The sequence below is a fragment of the Herbaspirillum sp. GW103 genome, assembly GCF_000261365.1.
Taxonomy (GTDB): domain Bacteria; phylum Pseudomonadota; class Gammaproteobacteria; order Burkholderiales; family Burkholderiaceae_D; genus Herbaspirillum.
Genome location: NZ_AJVC01000005.1, coordinates 100,114 through 119,521, shown reverse-complemented (window position 1 = coordinate 119,521; position 19,408 = coordinate 100,114). Strand labels below are relative to the sequence as shown.

Sequence of the window (19,408 nt, the reverse complement as noted above, 5' to 3'; positions counted from 1 at the left end):
GTTCTCCCTCAAGGTCAGTGGATAAATGCAGGTGCTGCTACAAAAACGACTAAACGAAATAAACGATATAAATGATATAAAAAATTTAGGAAGCGCCCGGGCGGAACGGTTTGCCCAGCGAGGCCGGCATGTTCAGGCGGATCCAGTCAGGGTTGCGCGAGATCAGCGCCAGCACCACGATGGTGGCCAGGTAAGGTGCCATCGACAGGATCTGCGAGGGCACCGTCACCCCCATGCCCTGCAGGTAGAACTGGGCGATGGTGACGCCACCGAACAGCAGCGACCCCAGCAAGACCCGTGCCGGACGCCAGGTGGCGAAGGCGGTCAGGGCCAGCGCGATCCAGCCGCGGCCGGCCACCAGGCCCTCGACCCACATCGGGGTATAGACCAGCGACATGTAGGCGCCGGCCAGACCGCAGCAGGCGCCGCCGAACAGCAGCGCCAGATAGCGGATGCCGCGCACCGAATAACCCAGTGCGTGCGCCGATTCAGGCGACTCGCCCACCGCGCGCAAGACCAGCCCGGCGCGCGTGCGATAAAGGAACCAGATGCTGGCCAGGCACAGTGCGAAGGCGACATAGCTCATCCAGTGCTGATGGAACAGCGCCTGTCCCAGGAAGGGAATATCGCCCAGCAGCGGAATCGAATTCGGTTGCGCCGGCAGTGCCAGGCCAACGAAGCGCTGGCCCACGAACGCCGACAGGCCAGCACCGAAGATCGACAGCGCCAGGCCGGTGGCCACCTGGTTGGTGGCCAGGCGCAGCGCCAGCCAGGCAAAGAGCGTGGCCATGAGCATGCCGCACACCGCCCCGGCAGCAAATCCCAGCAGCGGGCTCTTGGTGGCATAGCCGACCGCAAAGCCGGCGATGGCCGACACCAGCATCATGCCCTCGGCGCCCAGGTTGAGCACGCCGGAGCGTTCATTGATCAACAGCCCGATGGCCGCCAGCAGCAGGGGCGTGCCGGCATTGATGGAGGCTGCGATGAGAGGAGCGAGTTGTTCCATGTCCTGTCCTGATTCCTTAGACTTTCTTTTTCCACGCCAGGCGGTAATCGATGAGCGTATCGCAGGCCAGCAGCAGGAACAGCAGCATGCCCTGGAACACCCCGGTGATGGCCGAGGGCAGCCCCAGACGCGATTGCGCCAGCTCGCCGCCCAGATACAGCAGCGACATGATCAGTCCGCCGAGGATTGCCCCGATGGGATGCAGGCGCCCGATGAAGGCCACGATGATGGCCGCAAAGCCATAGCCCGGCGACACCGAGGGCAACAACTGGCCGATCGGACCGGCGATCTCGAAGGCTCCGGCCAGCCCGGCAAAGGCACCCGAGATCAGCAGCGACACCCACAAGGCCGAGCGCGCCGAGAAGCCCGCATAGCGCGCCGCATGCGGAGCCACGCCACCGACCATGAGCGAGAAGCCGCGCAGGCTGCGCATCATGAAGATCGCCATCAACACGGCCGCTACGATGGCCACCGCAAAGCCGATGTGCAGGCGCGTGCCGGATATCAGCATGGGCAACATGAATTCGCTGGAGAACACCTTGGACTGCGGGAAGTTCATGCCATTGGGATCCTTCAGCGGACCGTTCACGGCCCACATCAGCAGCAGCTGCGCCACATAGGTCAGCATCAGCGACACCAGGATCTCATTGGCATTGAACTGGTCGCGCAGGAAGGCCGTGATGGCTGCCCACAAGGCGCCGCCGATGATGCCGGCCACGATCATCAGGACCAGCCCCATGCCGCCGGAGATGCCATGCCCCGGCACATCCAGCCACACCAGCATGGCACCCGAACAGAGCGCACCGACCGTGAACTGGCCTTCGGCACCGATATTCCAGATGCTGGCGCGGAAGCACACTGCCAGCCCCAGTGCGCACAGGATCAGCGGCACCGATTTCAACAGCAGTTCGCTGATGGCGCGCTTGCCATTGAAGGGATCGACCAGGAACACCTTCAGCCCGGCCAGCGGATCCTTGCCCAGCGCCAGGAACAGCAGCGCACCGAGCAACAGCGTGGCGATGATGGCGATCACCGGCGAGAGATAGGTCATGGTCCTGGACGGCGCACCGCGCAGTTCCAGTCGCAGGGGGAAGCTCAAGCGTTCAGCCATGACGCACCTCCGTAGCGGCTGCCGCCGGTTCATCCCACAAGCCGCTCATCCACACGCCGACCTGCTCGCGCGTGGCCTGTTCAATCGGAATGGAGGGCGACAGGCGCCCCTTGGCGATGACGTGCAGTCGATCGCACAAGGCGAACAATTCATCCAGTTCTTCCGAGATCACCAGCACGGCACAACCTTCCTGTTTCAGTTTCAAGATTTCGCCATGGATCTGGGCCGCCGCGCCCACATCCACGCCCCAGGTCGGCTGGGCGACCACGAAGACCGCAGGCTTGCGCTCCATTTCGCGGCCGACGATGAATTTCTGCAGATTGCCGCCCGAGAGGCTCTTGGCCGGCGCATCCGGTCCTGCCGCCTTGACCTTGAAACGCTCGATGATGGATGCCGCCGCACGGCGGGTGAAGCCGAAATCGATCATGCCGCGCTTCACGTAAGGGGCCTTCTGATGCGATAGCAGCATGTTGGCCGTCAGCGACAGAGTCGGCACGGCGCCGCGTCCCAGGCGTTCTTCCGGCACCAGGCCCAGACCCGCCGCGCGGCGCGGATTGGGCGAGAGATTGCCCACCGTCTTGCCGGCGAGCAGGATCATGTTGGGGGCGGCGCGCTGGTCTTCCCCGGACAGCGCCGCCAGCAGTTCCTGCTGGCCGTTGCCCGAGACCCCGGCGATGCCGACGATCTCACCGGCGCGCACTTCGCATTCGATGTCCTTGAGTTCGGTGGCAAACAGATGCGCCTTGGGCAGCGAGAGACGGTTCACGTGCAGCTTGCGCTCGTTGCGCAGCGAATCGGGATTGCGCTCGCGCTGCAGGCGCACCAGTTCGTCACCGATCATCATGCGCGAGAGGCTGGCGCTGCTTTCATTGCGCGGATCACAGTTGCCGGTCACGCGGCCACCGCGCATGACGGTAGCGCTGTGACACAGTGCGCGGATTTCGTCGAGTTTGTGGCTGATGTAGAGAATGCTGCAACCCTCATCGGCCAGGCGACGCAGGGTCACGAAGAGTTTCTCCACCGCCTGCGGCGTCAACACCGAGGTCGGCTCATCCAGGATCAGCAGTTGCGGTTCGGTCAGCAGCGCGCGCACGATCTCCACGCGCTGGCGCTCGCCGACCGACAAGGTATGGACGTGGCGCTGCGGTTCCAGCTCCAGGCCGTATTTTTCGCCGGTGCGGGTGATGCGTTCGGCCAGTTCCTTCAGATCGGTCCTGGCGTCCAGGCCCAGGGCGATGTTCTCGGTCACGGTGAGGGTGTCGAACAGCGAGAAATGCTGGAACACCATCGCAATGCCCAGCTTGCGCGCCACCTGCGGATTGGCGATCTGTACCGCCTCGCCGTTCCAGCGGATTTCGCCGGCATCGGGCTTGACCGCGCCGAAGATGATCTTCATCAGGGTGGACTTGCCCGCACCGTTCTCCCCCAGCACGGCGTGGATCTCGCCGGGCGCCACCGCCAGGCTGACATCGTCATTGGCCAGCACGCCCGGATAGGCCTTGCGTACCTGGTTGATTTCAAGACGGAGTGGAACTGCGCTCACGTGATTTCCCTGTGGTGATGGTTGTCGTCATGTCGTACTGCAGCGGTCCGCGTGCCTGCGGCCACCGCGAGCGCCCCCGGCGGCTCGCACGCGCGACATCATAGACAAATTGCGCTGCGCCGCATACCGCTTTTGCCGGGATTTCCGCCGCGACAGCAGCGCAAAGCCGGATTTACCTCATTTTCCGCGATGCGCCCAACCGGTGGTGCGTTTCTCGATGATGGCAAAGAGCTCGTACATGGCCATGGCCATGGCACCGATCACCACCAGCCCGGCAAAGGCCAGCGGCATCTTCATCGAGGAGCCGGCCGAGACCAGCAGGTAGCCGATGCCCTGGTTGGAGGCATTCATTTCAGAGACGGTCGAGCCCACGAAGGCCAGCGTGATGGCCACCTTCAGTGAGGCAAAGAAGTAGGGCATGGAGCGCGGCAGGCCGACCTTGAGCAGGATGTCCATGCGGCGCGCACCCAGTACCCGCAGCACGTCTTCCAGCTCCGGTTCCAGCGTGGCCAGGCCGGTGGCGATGTTGACCATGATCGGGAAGAAGGAAATCAGGAAGGCTGTCAGGATCGCCGGTCCCGCACCGATGCCGAACCAGACCACCAGCACCGGCACGAAAGCCGCCTTGGGCAAGGCATTGAAGGCCGTCATGAGCGGATAGGCGGCGGCATACAGCATGGGTGAAGATCCGATCACCAGGCCCAGCGTCACACCGACCACCACGGCGATGGCGAAGCCCACCATGGTGACCCAAAAGGTAGAAAGCGCGTGCTCGGTAATCGGGCCGGCGTAATCCACCATGGCCTGCAGGATGGAGGCCGGACTGGGGAAGATGAAGTCGGAGACCTGCCACACGCTGCAGATGAACTGCCACACGCCCAGGATGGCGACGAGCAGGAACCAGGGCGCCAGCGTGGTGGCGGCGCGATTGAGTTTGCCGTTGAACGGAGTTTTCATGAGTTTCCTTGGCCGGGCCGTGGGTGGTCAGGTATTGCGCACGTGGCCGATGTGCTCGCGCAGCTCATGTACCAGCGCGTTGAAGCCGTCGGTATAGGTGGTTTCCAGCGGGCAGGGGCGCGGCAGCGGATTGTCGCGTCGAACCACGATACGGCCTGGCCGCTTGCTCATCACGTAGATGGTGTCGGCCAGGAAGGCCGCCTCGCGCAGGTCGTGCGTGACCAGGATGACGTTGAAGCGGCGCTCGGCCCACAGGTCGCGCAGCACGCACCACAGTTCTTCGCGGGTGAAGGCATCGAGCGCGCCGAAGGGCTCGTCCAGCAACAGCATCTTGGGTTCATGGATCAGCGCGCGGCAGATCGAGGCACGCTGCTGCATGCCACCCGAGAGTTGCCAGGGAAACTTGTCGGCATAACCGTCCAGCCCCACGGTCTTGAGCAACTTCTTTGCACGCTCGATGTATTCGGCCTTCTTCTGCTTGAAGTCGTGCCGGTAGGGCTCGACGATTTCCAGCGGCAGCAGCACGTTCTCCAGTGTCGTGCGCCACGGCAACAGGGTGGGCGCCTGAAAGGCCATGCCGACGAACTTGAGCGGCCCGCTGACCGTCTGGCCATTGATCACCACGCTGCCGCGATTGGGTTGTTTCAAGCCCGTGGCCAGTTTCATGAAGGTCGACTTGCCGCAGCCGGAGGGCCCGACGATGGCGATGAATTCACCGGCGCGGGTCTGCAGGTCGATGTCTTCCACCGCAAAGTCGGCGGCGCCATCATAGGCCAGGTAGACGTGGCGGAAATCGACGAAGGGTTCGCTCATGAATGCAGTCGGGTGAAGATGGGTTGAGTAAACGATATAAATGATTTACTTGGGGAACACGTCCAGCTCGGTCCTGGAGGGCAGGAAACTGCCATTCCAGATCTTGTCGGCGTTGACGCGGGTCTTGGTGCCATAGGCGTCCGAAACCTGGGAGGCCATGAGGGTCAGGCGCGGGCCGTAGACCTGGCCATAGCCTTCCGATTTTGCGTGCGGCGTGGCGATGGCGCTGGCGATGGCCAGCTTCAGGCGGCGCAGTTCCAGTTTCTCGTCAATCAGGCCGTCACGTTCCTTCAAGACCTTGATGGCCGCTTCCGGGTTGGCCATCACGTCGCGGCTGGCCTTGGCGAAGGCGCGCAGGAAGCCCTTGATGGCTTCCGGCTTGTTCCTGATCATGGTGTCGGAGGCGATGATGGCATTGCCATACAGGCGCACGCCGTAGTCCGGATACATCATCACGTTGATGTCTTCATCCTTGATGCCGCGCGCATTGAGGTTCAGCAGCGAGGTGAAGTAGAAGCCGGTGATGGCATCCACGTCGCCGCGCGCCAGCATGGTCTCGCGCAGCGGCGGGTCCATGCTGGTCCACTGTGCCTTGGCGGCGTCCAGGCCATTGGCCTTGGCAAAGATGGGATAGGCACGGCGACCGGCATCGAACACCGGTGCGCCCAGTTTCTTGCCGGCCAGATCGGCCGGTTTCTTGATGCCGGATTTCTTGAGCGAGAACACGGCCGCCGGCGTGTCGTTGTAGACCATCATGACCGCCACCGGCTTGCCAGGGGCATCGGGGTTGTTGGCCGTGAATTCCATCAGCGCGGCCATGTCGGCAAAGCCCATGTCATAGGTGCCGGAGGCCACGCGATTGACGGCGTTGCCCGAACCGTTGCCGGCGTCGATGGTGACATCCAGTTTTTCCTGCGCGAAGTAACCCTTGGACTTGGCCACCAGGAACAGGGCGGCCGGCCCTTCGAAGCGCCAGTCCAGCTGGAACTTGATCTTGGTGTCCTGCGCCTGGGCCAGCGAGGAGCTGGCGGCCAGCATGAGGCTGAAGAGGCTGATGCCGAGTTTGAAGAGCTTGCTGGATTGCACGGTGGACTTCCTTCCCTGGTCGTTTGAATGTCGGATCCTGCAGCTTCAATAGCATTTAATGTGCCAAGCCTGGGGACAGTTCGCGTCCGCGCTCCTTGCCCTGCCGTTGCAGGCGCAAGGACGTCGGCAAGAGCCGGTCCGGATGATCGACAGCGCCCGTTATTTTTGTCGACAATCAAAAAATTCATTTGCAACAATTTGGTGCTTGTCTGCACCTAAGTAGAAAAAGATGCACTAAAAAAAATGGACTTGCAGGGCTGGAAGGCCGATGGTGTGCGCCTCCTGGCGGCTTTTGTCGTATCGCATCGGCTTGTTGTGATTGTCGACAATGCGAGTAGCCAAGCTGGGGAAAGTGGTGAGAGGGCTTGGGAAAGTGGCCGGACTCGGCTAGGATTGCGCCCCGGCGCGCGCGCGACCTTGACCATCGGGGCGGCAGTTCACTCGCGTTGGGCATGGCCGCGTGCCGGCCGGAGGGGCCGGTCTGGGGGCTGGCACGGGCTTTGCGTAAACGCTGCCGTCGGTGCGGGTGTCGGCAGCGCTGTCAGCAATGGGCCAGACCTGATTTGACGAAGGCAAGCACACGAGGTGTCCGGATCTCGATGCTGTGGCGGGGAGAGCGCAGTGCGCCGCAGGATGCGAACCGGGCACCGGATCAACAGCCATTTTTTTTAGACAAGCAATACAGGGAGAAACTTATGAAGAAGGGTATCAAGGGGAAGTACTGGATGATGGCGGCGGTGGTTGCTTCGTCCGCAATCAGCATGTCGGCTCATGCCTTGGACTGGTCGGACACCTCGATCGGCTACCGTTACGGCACGAAGTTTGCCGAGCCCTTCAATTCGAAGGACATCAGCAAGAACATCGTCAACCTCCAGCACTCCGATGGTTACAAGTACGGTACCAATTTCCTCAACATCGACATGCTGCTGTCGGACAACAAGAATGACAATGCCACGGAATTCTACGTCGTCTATCGCAATACGCTGGATATCGGCAAGATCAGCGGCAAGGACCTTTCCTTCGGCCCGGCACGTGGTGTCGGTCTGACCCTGGGCTTTGACTGGAACACCAAGAACGACAACAGCTACGCCTCCAAGAAGCGCATGTGGGTGGTCGGTCCGACCCTGATGATGGATGTGCCTGGTTTCCTGAACGTGAGCGTGCTGGCGCTGTTCGAGAGCAACAAGCCCATCGGTGTGACGAGTCGCTACGAGTACGCTACTCACCCGATGCTGAACCTGGCCTGGGGTATCCCGCTGGGTGGTTCGGGCTGGGCCTTCGAAGGCTACATGAACTATATTGCGGCCAAGGGCAAGAACGAGTTCGGTGGTCCGACCTCGCCCGAAGTGAACTTCGATGGTCAGGTCATGTATGACCTGGGTACCTCGATGGGCTTGGGCAAGAACAAGCTGCGCGTGGGTCTGGAGTACCAGTACTGGCGCAACAAGTTCGGCAATCCGAACACTGTCGCCGGTTCGCTGGCCAAGACCCCGATGGTGCGCGCGGAGTACCACTTCTAAGCGTCCGGTCGATCCGGCTGCTTGCAGCATCATGGCGATGCCGGGTCTTCGGATCCGGCATTTTTGTTGGGCGTCCGGTGCAGTGCAGGCAGTGACATGTGAGTCGGGTGGCGATTGGCTACACTGTATTGCAGCAGGTGGGGCCGGGCGTGCTCATGTTGATATGGGTGCAGACATATGCTGTCTATATGTTTGCAGGCATATGGTATCGGCCGGGCTGATATCTAATTGCTGGGTTTTGAACAGGGTGGAGGTGCGCGTGTTGCGGCCTTCGTCATCGATAGGGATTTGAGAGCGGAGCATCATGGAAGCATACCTACTTGACTGGCTCAATCTGCTGCTGCGCTGGCTGCATGTGATCACGGCGATTGCCTGGATCGGGTCTTCGTTCTACTTCGTCTGGCTGGACAACAGTCTGGTGGCACCGACCGATCCGGAGTTGAAGGAGAAGGGGGTGGGGGGCGAGTTGTGGGCGGTGCATGGGGGAGGTTTCTACAATCCGCAGAAGTATCTGCTTGCACCCAAGGTGTTGCCGGAGCATCTGCACTGGTTCTATTGGGAGTCCTACAGTACGTGGCTGTCAGGCTTTGCCTTGTTCTCGCTGCTGTATCTCTTCAATGCGAACGTGTTCCTGGTGGATCGCAATGTGTTCGACATGTCGGCGTCGATGGCGGGTGGAACGGCGATTGCCTTCCTGGTCTTCAACTGGCTGATCTATGACGCGATCTGCAGCACCATCGGGGATCGGCCGGGGGCGGATCGTCTGGTCAATCTGTTGGTGGGCTTGCAGGTGATCGTGTCGGTGTGGGCGGCTTGTCATCTGTTCTCGGGGCGCGCTGCCTTCCTCATCAGCGGGGCTTCGCTGGCGACCATCATGAGCGCGAACGTGCTGGTGTGGATCATTCCGGGGCAGCGCAAGATGGTGGCTTCCATGCGGGCCGGGCAGGCGCCTGATCCAATTCACGGCAAGCGGGGCAAGCAGCGCAGCGTCCACAATACCTACTTCACTTTGCCAGTGCTGTTTGCCATGCTGTCCAATCACTACAGCATGACCTACAGCGCGCCGCATAACTGGGTGGTCTTGTTGTGCATCATGGCCGCCGGTGCCTTGATCCGGCAGTTCTTCGTGTTGCGGCACAAGGGCGTCTACAACTGGTGGTACCCGGGAATCGCCGTGGGCTTGCTGCTGGCAGTGATCCTGTGGATGAGTCCGGCCATGCAGGCCAAGCCAGCGGCTCCTTCAGCGACCAATACATCGGCGACCGGCGCAGCCAGCAATGAACCCGTCGGATCGTTCGCTCAGGTTCAACAAGTCATCCAGGCACGCTGTATTCAGTGCCATGCCGCTCAACCTACCCTCATGCCCGTTCCCGGCAAAGGCATCTTGCTGGACTCTCCTGAACATATCTCCCAGCATGCACAACAGATTTATCAACAGGCCGTCGTGCAGAAGGCCATGCCTCTCGGGAACATGACCCATATCACCGATGATGAACGCGCCATCATCGGGAAGTGGTTTGAAAATGGTGCTCCCGTTAAGTGATGTTTTTTTTGGGGGGGGCTTGGCGGGCTTGGTTTTTGTTTTTTGTTTTTGGGTAGTCTGCACGGATTGCTTTCCTGCGCTCTAGCTTAATTCTTGTCTCTCTCCGGTCGGGAGGACGCGCCGGGGGCGGCCCGGCAGCCGCTCACTTTTCTTGTCTCGCCAAGAAAAGTAAGCAAAAGAAGGCGACCCCAAAGAGCCAGCCCTCCTGCGGAGGGTCCCCGTCGCAGCGAAGCGAAAAGTGGGAAGGATAGAGTCGCTTCGCTCCGACTATCCTTCTGATCCACTTTTCGCTCCGCTGCGACGGCTGGCTCTATGGGGAAAGTCCACTCGGGCTCGCCTGCGGCCTCGCCCGGTCTCCGACTCGCCTTCGGCTTTGGGTTGGCTCGCCTGCGGCATCGACCTTTTGATCCTTCCAACTCCCGCTCTGGGTTTTGGGTTTTTCCTTTTTTGTTCTTTTGTTTTTTTGTTTTTTTGGTTTTGGTTTTTGTTTAAATAATTTCCGTCCGTTCGTCCTGAGTAGTCGCGCAGCGACGTATTGAAGGCTAAAGAACACCAAGGCAAAGCCGAAGGCGAGTCGGAGATATTGCGATGCCGAAGGCGAGCCGTCTCGGCCGTCCGCATCTGCGCCGCCGCTTCAGAGACCAATAAAACGGATCAGAAAAATAGTCGGAGCGAAGCGACTCTATTTTTCCCGTTTTATTGGTCTCTGAAGCGGGGACCCTCCGAAGGAGGGCGGTGCAGTTGCGGTCGCCTTCTTTTGCTTACTTTTCTTGGCGAGACAAGAAAAGTGAGCGGCTGCCGGGCCGCCCCCGGCGCGTCCTCCCGACCGGAGAGAGATAAGAATTAAGCTAGAGCGCAGGAAGAAATTCCGTGCAGACTACCCCAAACCTGAAAACCACCGCTGAACCAAAAAAATACCGCCCAAGGATAAACCCCCAGGCGGTACAGACTCATTCCAAAAAAGAATAAATCAGCGCTCCGAAAAAGGATGCGTCTTCTTCCAATGTTCAGCAATATCGATGCGTCGGCAAATCCAGACCTTGTCGTGTGACTGCACGTAATCGAGGAAGCGTTGGAGAGCACGGAATCGTCCGGGCCGTCCGAGCAGGCGGCAGTGCATCCCGATGGATAGCATCTTCGGAGCCTCTTCACCCTCTTCATAGAGCACGTCGAAACTATCCTTCAGGTACTGGTAGAAGTGCTCGCTGGTGTTGAACCCTTGCGGCGTAGCAAACCGCATGTCATTGGAGTCCAGCGTATAAGGCACCACCAGATGCGGCACCTTCACGTCGGCACTGGTTTCCACCTCCATCCAGAACGGCAGATCATCCCCGTAATAATCCGAGTCATACGCAAAGCCACCGTGTTCCACCACCAGCTGCCGCGTATTGGGCGAATCCCGCCCCGTATACCAGCCCAGCGGCGCGCTCCCGGTGAGCTCACGGAAAATCTGCACCGCCTCCTGCATATGCGCCCGCTCGGTCTCGATATCCATGTTCTGATAATGAATCCACTTCAAGCCATGGCAAGCGATCTCATGCCCCAATTCCTGGAACGCCTGGGTCACATCAGGCGAACGCTGCAAGGCCGTGGCCACGCCAAAGATCGTCATCGGCAGACCACGCTTCTCGAACTCGCGCAGGATGCGCCACACCCCCACCCGCGACCCATATTCGTAAATCGATTCCATCGACATGTGCCGCGCCGGATAAGCCGCCGCGCCCACGATCTCGGAAAGGAATTGCTCCGACGCAGGATCGCCATGCAAGACGCAATTCTCGCCGCCTTCTTCATAATTGAGCACGAATTGCAAAGCCACCCGCGCCTGGCCAGGCCAGCGCGCATGCGGCGGGTTGCGGCCATAACCGGCCAGGTCGCGAGGATAAGTTTGTTGCTGTGACATAAGTTCTTCGTTTGGCTGTCAAGAAAAGAAATCGCAGCGCCGGACAACAGCACCGCATGGGAAATCAGACACGGGCAAAACCGCTGAGCAATCCATGATAAGCCTTGGGCAAGGGCCGCGCCCATTCACCACCCTTGGCCGTGCCCAGCCCCAGCGCCACCAGCGACTCCGCCAGCTTGACCGCTGCGGTCACGCCATCGATCACCGGCGCACCAATGTCGCGGCCAATGGCCGCACACAGGTCGGCCATGCCGGCACAGCCCAGCACGATGGCCTCGGCCCCGTCCTCGGCCAGCGCCCGCCGGCACTCCTCGGTAATGCGCGCCCGCGCATCGGACGCCGGATTCTCCAGCTCCAGCACCGCAATCTCGCAGGCCCGCACGTTACGACAAAAACGCTGCATGCCGTAACGTTCGGCCAGATGCCAGGCCATGCCGCTGGTGCGCGCCAGCGTGGTCACCACCGAGAAGGAGGGGGCGACCAGGCTGGCCATGTGCATCGCCGCTTCCGCAATCCCGATCACCGGTCCCCGCGCCAGCTCACGCGCCGCTGACAAACCAGGATCGCCGAAACAGGCAATCACGTAGGCATCCACGCCCTCGCGCTCACCCCGCTCGATTTCCTCCAGCAGCCCCGGCACGGCCAGCGCCTCGTCATAGTGGCTCTCGATCGAGGCCGGTCCCATCTGCGGACTCACGCCCGTGATCTCGGTGCCGGGGGCCGCCACCTGGCGGGCACAGGCCGTCATGGCCTCGGTCATGCTCATGGTGGTGTTGGGATTGATCAGCTTGATGCGCATGCTTGTTCCTCGATGCAATGAAGTCCAGGTCAGCGACGCTCAGCGCTTGCGCGCGAACATCAGGTAAAACACCGCGCCCAGCGCCGCACCGATGAACCAGGAGAAGTCCGCTGCTTTTCGCAGCTGCGGCAGCATCACGCAGGCCACGCAGACGGCAGCGGCCAGCACCAGCGCCTTGACCGCATCACGGTTGACGCCATTGGTGTACCAGTAGCGGCCTTCGGGACGCATGGTGTAGAGGTCCTCGACCTTTACCTGGCGCTGCTTGACCAGGTAGTAGTCCGACAGCAGGATGCCGTACAGCGGGCCAATGAAGCCCCCCAGCACATCGAGCGTGTAATGGATCACTTCCGGATTGCCGAACAGGTTCCAGGGCGTGATGAAGATCGACGCGGTGGCCGCGATCATGCCGCCGGCACGCCAGCTGATGCGGCTGGGCGAGAGATTGGAAAAGTCGAACGCCGCAGAGACGAAATTGGCCACGATGTTGATGCCAATGGTGGCCGTCAGGAAGGTCAGCGCGCCAATCACCGCAGCTGTGGTGCTGTCGATGCGCGAGACCGTTTCCACCGGGTCGGTGATCAGTTCTCCGAACACGGCAATGGTGGCCGAAGTCGTCACCACCGTTACTATCGAGAACGCCAGGAAGTTGACCGGCAGGCCCCAGAAGTTGCCGCGCTTCACATCGGCGAAAGTATGGCAGTAGCGGGAGAAGTCGCCGAAGTTGAGCATCGGCCCCGAGAAATAGGACACCACCAGCGAGATGGCCGTAATCATCACCGAGACGGCCGCCCAGCCGCTGTACTTGATCTCGCCCAGGTTCAGGCCCACGTTCTGCCAGCCAGCCTTGTAGATCATCCAGCCGGCCAGGATGAACATGACCACATAGACCGCCGGACCGGCAAAGTCGATGAACTTCTTGATGGTTTCCATGCCGTTCCAGAACACCAGTGCCTGCAGCACCCACAGCAGCAGGAAGCCGCCCCAGCCCAGCGTAGAGAGACCGGCGAAGGAATGCACGTGAACATCGGCATAGGGCTTCAGTTCAGGGAAGAACTTCAGCACCACCACCACGAAGGCGGCCGAGGCCAGGTAGGTCTGGATGCCGTACCAGGCCACCGCGATCAGGCCGCGGATCATGGCCGGGACGTTGGCACCCAGGACGCCAAAGGACAGCCGGCTCATCACCGGATAGGGCACGCCATGCGCCTGGCTGGGACGCGCCACCAGGTTGCACAGCAGATAGACGATGCTGATGCCGATGAGCAGCGAGATCAGCACCTGCCAGCTGGTCAGGCCCAGCGCGAACAGGCTGCCGGCAAAGACGTAGCCGCCGACGCTGTGCACGTCGGACATCCAGAAGGCAAAGATGTTGTAGGAACCCCAGGTCTGCTTCTTCAGCGGGGCAAGGTCTTCATTGATCAGGCGCGCGTCGTCGGCGCCGGCGATATAGGCGCCGGGTGCAGCGGAGGGGGAAGCATCGGTAGTCATGGCCGGTCTCCATCAAAGAGAAAGGGTGGGGCGAAACGAATCACGCCCGGCCTCAGCCGGGCTGTTCAACGGACTTCCTGCATGCTCTTGTCGGCATGGTGGTGGTCACACGGTCTGTATCGAGCCGCGCGACGTGGCCCTGTTCTGTTTCTCACTTCCTTCTTCCATCTTCCTGACGCTTCCTGTCGGAAAGGTCAGGGTGTGCGCGCCGGCCCGTGGGTCACAGTCCCTTGCCGAGCACGGCGCGCAGATCGAACTGATCATCCGCATCCGGCCGCACCCGGTCCTCGCACAAATGCAAGTGATGTGCCATATGCGACTGGGCAGCGGCAACGTCACCTTTTTCCAGCGCTTCCAGCACGGTCTCGTGTTCATCGAAGGAGCAGGCGTTGTGGCCCGGTGCCTCCGTCTTGGCGATCATCAGCGTGGTGCGCGAGACCAGCTTGCGCAGCGTCTCCACCAGCAGCGCATTGCCGGTCAGCTCCGCCAGCGCCAGGTGGAACTGGGCGGAAAGCCGGATCCAGCGCGGCCGGTCACCGTTGAGGTAACAATCCCGCTCCTCTTCCACCATGCGCCGCAAGCCGGCAATCTGGCGCGTACCGGCCTCGCGCCCGACCTTCTCCAGCACTGCGTGTTCGAGGATGTTGCGCAGCTCGAACATGTCGCGCACCTCGGCATGCGAAGGACTGGCGATGAAGGCGCCACGGTTGGCCTCCAGATCGACCATGCCCTCCGAGGCCAGGCGCGAGAGCACCTTGCGCACCGTGTGGCGGGCCGTATCGTAGATCTGGCACAGGGTCTGCTCGGTCAACTTGGTTCGCGGCGGCAGCCGATGTTCCATGATGGCGTCGTAGATGTCCTGGTACATCCTTTCCTCCACCGCGCCCGTACTTTCGCGCTCGCGCGCACTGGCACGCGCCGGGGCGGCAGGGGAGCGTGCGGTTTTGCTGGCTTTGTTCATGATGCTCATGCTCTGGCTGGAATGACTGTCGGGAGGGTCTTGCCGGTCAACAACGAGGCGCATGGATCGTCAACAATCTGAAAAAATATTTGCAACAAAATGGGGCTCATTCTGCACCAAAAAGAGAGGCGTGTGACCCGCTTTGGGTCAGCGCAGGCAAGACTTTCGATGCTGCAGCGCAGCGCCGATAACGCAATCTTCCCTTGTAGCCAATAGTGGAGCCCATGCTGCATGGCGTAATCTTTATTTCAGAAATTGTTGTCAATCTGTGTGTTCGATTGCGGCAAAAATGTGTGGTCAATGGCGCAGGAGGTGCGCCGCAAAACGGCGTCCGGACCGTTGCCAATCCCCACGCACACTCATGCAAGAAGTGTGCTTGACCGTCGGGGATGCGAAAACGCCCGGCGCAGGGCCGGGCGTGGTGATTGACGACGTGGCTTGCTCAGTGGCTGGCGGCGTACTGTTCCAGCTCCTGATGCAGGGTGGTCTTGTCTTCGTCGGAGAGGAAGCAGGCATCGATGCCATTGCGGGCCAGTTGCAGCACCTGCTCGCGCGAGAGGTTCAGCGCGCGGGTGACGGCGTGGTAATTGGCGTTCATGTAGCCGCCGAAGTAGGCCGGATCGTCGGAGTTGACGGTTACGGCCAGGCCGGCATCGAGCAGGCGTGCCAGGTTGTGTTCGGCCATGTCCTTGACCACGCACAGCTTGAGGTTGGACAGCGGGCACACCGTCAGTGGGGTGCGCTGTTGCGCCAGGCGCTGCATCAGGGCCGGATCTTCCTCGCTGCGCACGCCGTGGTCGATGCGTTCGACGTGCAGCACGTCGAGTGCGCCGATCACGTAGGCGGCCGGACCTTCTTCACCGGCATGGGCCACCAGGCGCAAGCCCAGTTCGCGGCAGCGCGCGTAGACGCGTTCGAACTTCTCCGGCGGGTTGCCGCGTTCGGAAGAATCCAGGCCGATGCCCAGCCACAGGTCGGCGTATTGCTCACGCAGCGGCAGGGCTGCGTCCAGCGTGGCGAAGGCGTCTTCTTCGGACAGGTGGCGCAGGAACGACATGATCATGACGCTACCGAAACCATCGCGGCGGCGCGCATCGCGCAGGGCGGCGGCGATGCCGGCGAATACGGTGGCAATGGGAATGCCGCGCTCGGTATGGGTTTGCGGATCGAAGAAGATCTCGGCATGGCGCACGTTGTCGGCTTGCGCACGTGCGATGTAGGCGGCGGTCATGTCGTAGAAGTCCTGCTCGGTGCGCAGCACGTTGGCACCAGCGTAGTACAGATCGAGAAAGGACTGCAGGTCGCTGAAGTTGTAGGCCGCACGCAGGTCCTCTACCGAGGCGTAGGGCAGGGCGACGTTGTTGCGCTGGGCCAGGGCGAACATCAGCTCGGGTTCCAGCGTGCCTTCGATGTGCAGGTGCAGTTCGGTTTTCGGCAGACCGGCGATGAAACCGTCCAGCGCGGCGCCGGTAGCGGAGGAAGAAATGACAGCTGAGCTCATGGAAACGACCCTTCAAAAATGGCAGAAACAGGGAAGGCGTGCGCAGGGAGAGTGTTCCTTGGCACCGCGCGACACCTCGCCGCGCCAGCATAGCCGCCTTCCGGACCCCGCATTATCACGCAAATCGCATACCTGGCTCCACAAAGCCAAAGGCCGTCAGGTCACTGAACCAAATGAGGTGCCATGGGCTCTGAGCAGCAGTGCTGTGCCTCCCGCGGGGCGGGACTTTGGCCGGGATGCAACTAAATCTCGCCAGCATCGGGCCAGCCATGTTTAAATGCTAAGCTTCTTGGGGGAAACGAATGCGCAAGTCGATCACGCAAAGCATGCAGTGGGTCTTGGGTGGCACCGTACTGGCGGCCATGGCGGGCTGTTCCATGATGCCGTGGACGGAGCCCGAGGACCCGACGGTCGTGCCTTACAAGACTGTCCTGAGCGGTTCGTATCAGGGGTTCCTGAAGAACTGGGATGAGCAGCGCCAGCCGGTCTTCTGCGCCCTCATCCGCAGCCGCGCCGACTGGGATCGCTGGATGCAGCCGGCACCGGTGATGGAGGACAAGCGCCCCTTCGGTCCCTCGGCCGATCATTTCGAACGCAAGCAATATCTGGTGGTGGCGCGCAGCATGACCGCTCCGGATGCGGCCGAGCGTCCACACATCTTCACCCCGCTGTCGGTGCGTTTGCGCGATGGCTCCCTGCGCCTGAACTATCTCTACCGCGCACCTGCTTCGGGCGCCTCGTACCGCGTCAAGGACTATCTGATGGTGTCCATTCCCAAGGACCGGTTCACCACGGGGCCGGTGGTGTTTTATGAGAATGACAGCAAGGTGTGTGAAGTGGCACGGTGATATCCCGGCTCTTCTCCAGGGGGAGGCTGCATGCTCCCCGACCAAGAATGAAAAAGCCGAAGGCAAAACATGCCTTCGGCTTTTTTCTGACGATCTTTCGGCTGCCGCTTCAAGCCCCCTGCGTCATCCCGATGAACTGCTGCAATTCCGGCGTCTTGGGATTGCCGAACAATTCTTCCGGCGGTCCGATTTCATGCACCTTGCCCTGGTGCATGAACACCAGGCGGTTGCACACCTCGCGTGCAAAACGCATCTCGTGCGTCACCATCAGCAGCGTCATGCCTTCCTTGGCCAGGCCGCGCATGACGGTGAGCACTTCGTTGACCAGTTCCGGATCCAGCGCCGAAGTGATCTCGTCACATAGCAGCGCCTGAGGATTCATCGACAGCGCACGCGCAATCGCCACGCGCTGCTGCTGGCCGCCGGAGAGTTGATCCGGATAGGCATCGAACTTGTGACCCAGTCCGACCTTCTCCAGATTGGCCTTGGCAATGGCCATGGCCTCGGCTTCGGTCGTGCCCTTGACGATCATCGGCGCAATCATCACGTTGCGACCCACCGAGAGGTGCGGGAACAGGTTGAACTGCTGGAAGATCATGCCGACCTTCAGGCGCAGGTTGCGCAGTTCCAGTTCACTCGCCCCCAGCTTGGCACCGGCCACGCTGATGTTGCCTTCGTCGATGCTCTCCAGGCCGTTGATGCAGCGCAGGAGGGTGGACTTGCCCGAGCCGCTCTTGCCGATGATGGCGATCACTTCACCCGGTTCGACGTCCAGGCTGATGCCTTTGAGGACTTCGTTGTCGCCGAAGCGTTTCTTGACGTTGTCAATGGCGATGAGCGGCATTGTATTTCCTTTCTAAAGACTGGCTGTACTTGGACAGCGGCCAGCAAAGCACGAAGTAGAAGGCACCCACGATGGCAAACACCGTGAAGGGGCGGAAGGTGGCGTTGGTGATGACGGTGCCGGCCTTGGACAATTCGATGAAGCCGATGATGGAGGTCACCGCAGTGGACTTGATGATTTGCACGCCAAATCCCACCGTCGGTGCAATCGCAATGCGGAAAGCCTGCGGCAGCACGATGTAGCGCATCTGCTGGAAGTAACCCATGGCCAGCACCGAGGAGGCTTCCCACTGCCCCTTGGGAATGGCTTCCACGCAGCCGCGCCAGATCTCGGCCAGATAGGAGGCGCTCCAGCACATCAGCGCCAGTCCCGCCGCCAGCCAGGCAGGCACTTCGAGACCGAACAACGCGATGCCGAAGAACACCAGGAACAACTGCATCAGCAGCGGCGTACCCTGGAACAGTTCGATGTAGAGCCGCGCCGTCATGCGCAGCCAGCTCTGGCGCGAGGTGCGCATGAACAGGATGATCAGGCCCAGCGTCCCGCCGAGCAGGAAGGTGACCAGTGACAGGAGAATGGTCCAGCGCCACGCCAGCATCAGGTTGCGGACGATGTCCCAGGTGGTAAACGAGATCATGCGGACCTCCGGGCAGTGATGAAGTAGTTGCCGATCAGGCGCAGCAGCTGGCGCAGCAGGATGGCCAGCACCAGGTAGAGGGCGGTGGCGACGATGTAGGCTTCGAAGGCGCGGAAGTTGCGGCCCTGGATGTAGTTGGCCGCGAAGGACAATTCTTCCACCGCGATCTGCGAACACACCGCCGAGCCCAGCATGACGATGACCACCTGCGAAGACAGTGCCGGCCAGATCTTCTGCAGCGCCGGACGCAGGATGATGTGACGGAAGATCTGCCCGCGCGACATCGACAGCGATTGCGCCGCCTCGATCTGTCCGCGCGGAATCGCCTGCACCCCGGCACGAATGATTTCGGTGCTGTAGGCACCCAGGTTGATCACCATGGCCAGGATCGCCGCCGTGATTTCACTGATGTGGATGTCCAGCGAAGGCAGACCGAAGAAGATGAAGAACAACTGCACCAGGAAGGGCGTATTGCGGATGATCTCCACATAGCCGCTGACGATGGGTTTGAGCCAGCCCGGCCCCTGCGTGCGCGCCCAGGCACCGAAGATGCCCACGGCCACGCCCAGCACGCCGCCGATGGCGATGAGCTCGATGGTGGTCGCCACACCCTTGACGATGACGTCGGTGTAGTCGAGCGTGGAAAGAAAATCGAATTGATAAGCCATGATGTCGTGTCTGCCCTGCCTCGAAAATGCTGCGTTTGCCGGGTTGTCCGCCTGCCTGCTGCCTGGATCAAACTGTATTGCTGCTGTATTGCTGCTGTATTGCGGAGGTATCGCTACTATATTTTTACTGTACTGCTACTGTATTGCTGTCGTGTCGAGACTGTACCGGAGCTCTTT

General features: G+C 61.2%; 17 protein-coding genes. 3 read left to right on the top strand and 14 right to left on the bottom strand.

Translation table 11 applies throughout. The features are described from left to right. Positions 1-85: 85 nt before the first annotated feature. From GWL_RS17710 to GWL_RS17685, 6 genes are all read right to left on the bottom strand, one after another. The gene (locus GWL_RS17710; RefSeq protein ID WP_008332772.1) at positions 86-1,006 is read right to left on the bottom strand and encodes an ABC transporter permease; all 921 of its coding nucleotides are present in this window, start codon (positions 1,004-1,006) and stop codon (positions 86-88) included. Between the two features lie 16 nt (positions 1,007-1,022). After that, entirely contained in the window at positions 1,023-2,117 is a 1,095-nt protein-coding gene (locus GWL_RS17705) for an ABC transporter permease (protein WP_008332771.1), read from the bottom strand. Next, a complete protein-coding gene (locus tag GWL_RS17700; protein WP_008332769.1) occupies positions 2,110-3,660 on the bottom strand; it encodes an ABC transporter ATP-binding protein in 1,551 nt (516 codons plus the stop codon). Before GWL_RS17700 ends, GWL_RS17705 begins: the two co-directional genes overlap by 8 nt. A gap of 177 nt (positions 3,661-3,837) precedes the next feature. Continuing rightward, entirely contained in the window at positions 3,838-4,617 is a 780-nt protein-coding gene (locus GWL_RS17695; protein WP_008332768.1) for an ABC transporter permease, read from the bottom strand. Between the two features lie 27 nt (positions 4,618-4,644). Further along, complete coding sequence (locus GWL_RS17690) at positions 4,645-5,430, bottom strand: ABC transporter ATP-binding protein (RefSeq protein WP_008332765.1); 786 nt, start codon at positions 5,428-5,430, stop codon at positions 4,645-4,647. Positions 5,431-5,475: 45 nt separating this feature from the next. Beyond that, positions 5,476-6,516, bottom strand: coding sequence for an ABC transporter substrate-binding protein (locus GWL_RS17685; RefSeq protein WP_008332763.1), 1,041 nt, complete (start codon positions 6,514-6,516; stop codon positions 5,476-5,478). Between the two features lie 695 nt (positions 6,517-7,211). Between GWL_RS17685 and GWL_RS17680 the strand changes: the two genes are divergently transcribed. Together GWL_RS17680 and GWL_RS17675 are read left to right on the top strand one after the other, a co-directional pair. Continuing rightward, a complete protein-coding gene (locus GWL_RS17680) occupies positions 7,212-8,036 on the top strand; it encodes an outer envelope protein (RefSeq protein WP_034351360.1) in 825 nt (274 codons plus the stop codon). A gap of 304 nt (positions 8,037-8,340) precedes the next feature. Then, positions 8,341-9,579 carry a urate hydroxylase PuuD gene (locus tag GWL_RS17675; protein WP_008332757.1) on the top strand — a complete coding sequence of 413 codons (1,239 nt, stop codon included), beginning with the start codon at positions 8,341-8,343 and terminating at the stop codon, positions 9,577-9,579. A 970-nt stretch (positions 9,580-10,549) separates the two neighbouring features. Here the strand turns inward: GWL_RS17675 and puuE are convergent. From puuE to GWL_RS17650, 5 genes are all read right to left on the bottom strand, one after another. Beyond that, positions 10,550-11,482 carry an allantoinase PuuE gene (gene puuE / locus GWL_RS17670; RefSeq protein ID WP_008332755.1) on the bottom strand — a complete coding sequence of 311 codons (933 nt, stop codon included), beginning with the start codon at positions 11,480-11,482 and terminating at the stop codon, positions 10,550-10,552. A 64-nt stretch (positions 11,483-11,546) separates the two neighbouring features. Continuing rightward, positions 11,547-12,281 (bottom strand): aspartate/glutamate racemase family protein, encoded by a 735-nt coding sequence (locus GWL_RS17665; protein ID WP_008332753.1) that lies wholly within the window; start codon positions 12,279-12,281, stop codon positions 11,547-11,549. A gap of 39 nt (positions 12,282-12,320) precedes the next feature. After that, positions 12,321-13,772: an NCS1 family nucleobase:cation symporter-1 gene (locus tag GWL_RS17660; RefSeq protein WP_008332751.1), complete on the bottom strand. Its 1,452-nt coding sequence runs from the start codon at positions 13,770-13,772 to the stop codon at positions 12,321-12,323. A gap of 220 nt (positions 13,773-13,992) precedes the next feature. Further along, the gene (locus GWL_RS17655) at positions 13,993-14,733 is read right to left on the bottom strand and encodes a GntR family transcriptional regulator (RefSeq protein ID WP_008332749.1); all 741 of its coding nucleotides are present in this window, start codon (positions 14,731-14,733) and stop codon (positions 13,993-13,995) included. Between the two features lie 442 nt (positions 14,734-15,175). Next, positions 15,176-16,234, bottom strand: a complete 1,059-nt coding sequence (locus GWL_RS17650; protein ID WP_008332737.1) for an adenosine deaminase — start codon at positions 16,232-16,234, stop codon at positions 15,176-15,178. A gap of 302 nt (positions 16,235-16,536) precedes the next feature. On the opposite strand from GWL_RS17650, the gene GWL_RS17645 reads away from it, so the two are divergent. Beyond that, positions 16,537-17,082 carry a hypothetical protein gene (locus tag GWL_RS17645; protein WP_008332736.1) on the top strand — a complete coding sequence of 182 codons (546 nt, stop codon included), beginning with the start codon at positions 16,537-16,539 and terminating at the stop codon, positions 17,080-17,082. 109 nt (positions 17,083-17,191) lie between these two features. Here GWL_RS17645 and GWL_RS17640 read toward each other — a convergent pair whose 3' ends face one another. The 3 genes from GWL_RS17640 to GWL_RS17630 are packed head-to-tail and all read right to left on the bottom strand — an operon-like array spanning position 17,192 to position 19,231. After that, positions 17,192-17,926: an amino acid ABC transporter ATP-binding protein gene (locus GWL_RS17640; protein ID WP_008332735.1), complete on the bottom strand. Its 735-nt coding sequence runs from the start codon at positions 17,924-17,926 to the stop codon at positions 17,192-17,194. Then, positions 17,907-18,563, bottom strand: a complete 657-nt coding sequence (locus GWL_RS17635) for an amino acid ABC transporter permease (RefSeq protein ID WP_008332734.1) — start codon at positions 18,561-18,563, stop codon at positions 17,907-17,909. The genes GWL_RS17640 and GWL_RS17635 overlap by 20 nt, the downstream gene beginning before the upstream one ends. Continuing rightward, positions 18,560-19,231 carry an amino acid ABC transporter permease gene (locus GWL_RS17630; protein ID WP_008332733.1) on the bottom strand — a complete coding sequence of 224 codons (672 nt, stop codon included), beginning with the start codon at positions 19,229-19,231 and terminating at the stop codon, positions 18,560-18,562. Before GWL_RS17630 ends, GWL_RS17635 begins: the two co-directional genes overlap by 4 nt. Between the last annotated feature and the right edge of the window lie 177 nt (positions 19,232-19,408).

Bases quoted from the DNA above. Each gene is read 5' to 3' on its own strand.
- GWL_RS17710 (WP_008332772.1), bottom strand. From the start codon at position 1,006: ATGGAACAACTCGCTCCTCTCATCGCAGCCTCCATCAATGCCGGCACG.
- GWL_RS17705 (WP_008332771.1), bottom strand. From the start codon at position 2,117: ATGGCTGAACGCTTGAGCTTCCCCCTGCGACTGGAACTGCGCGGTGCG.
- GWL_RS17695 (WP_008332768.1), bottom strand. From the start codon at position 4,617: ATGAAAACTCCGTTCAACGGCAAACTCAATCGCGCCGCCACCACGCTG.
- GWL_RS17690 (WP_008332765.1), bottom strand. From the start codon at position 5,430: ATGAGCGAACCCTTCGTCGATTTCCGCCACGTCTACCTGGCCTATGAT.
- GWL_RS17680 (WP_034351360.1), top strand. From the start codon at position 7,212: ATGAAGAAGGGTATCAAGGGGAAGTACTGGATGATGGCGGCGGTGGTT.
- GWL_RS17675 (WP_008332757.1), top strand. From the start codon at position 8,341: ATGGAAGCATACCTACTTGACTGGCTCAATCTGCTGCTGCGCTGGCTG.
- puuE (WP_008332755.1), bottom strand. From the start codon at position 11,482: ATGTCACAGCAACAAACTTATCCTCGCGACCTGGCCGGTTATGGCCGC.
- GWL_RS17665 (WP_008332753.1), bottom strand. From the start codon at position 12,281: ATGCGCATCAAGCTGATCAATCCCAACACCACCATGAGCATGACCGAG.
- GWL_RS17660 (WP_008332751.1), bottom strand. From the start codon at position 13,772: ATGACTACCGATGCTTCCCCCTCCGCTGCACCCGGCGCCTATATCGCC.
- GWL_RS17655 (WP_008332749.1), bottom strand. From the start codon at position 14,733: ATGAACAAAGCCAGCAAAACCGCACGCTCCCCTGCCGCCCCGGCGCGT.
- GWL_RS17650 (WP_008332737.1), bottom strand. From the start codon at position 16,234: ATGAGCTCAGCTGTCATTTCTTCCTCCGCTACCGGCGCCGCGCTGGAC.
- GWL_RS17645 (WP_008332736.1), top strand. From the start codon at position 16,537: ATGCGCAAGTCGATCACGCAAAGCATGCAGTGGGTCTTGGGTGGCACC.
- GWL_RS17640 (WP_008332735.1), bottom strand. From the start codon at position 17,926: ATGCCGCTCATCGCCATTGACAACGTCAAGAAACGCTTCGGCGACAAC.
- GWL_RS17635 (WP_008332734.1), bottom strand. From the start codon at position 18,563: ATGATCTCGTTTACCACCTGGGACATCGTCCGCAACCTGATGCTGGCG.
- GWL_RS17630 (WP_008332733.1), bottom strand. From the start codon at position 19,231: ATGGCTTATCAATTCGATTTTCTTTCCACGCTCGACTACACCGACGTC.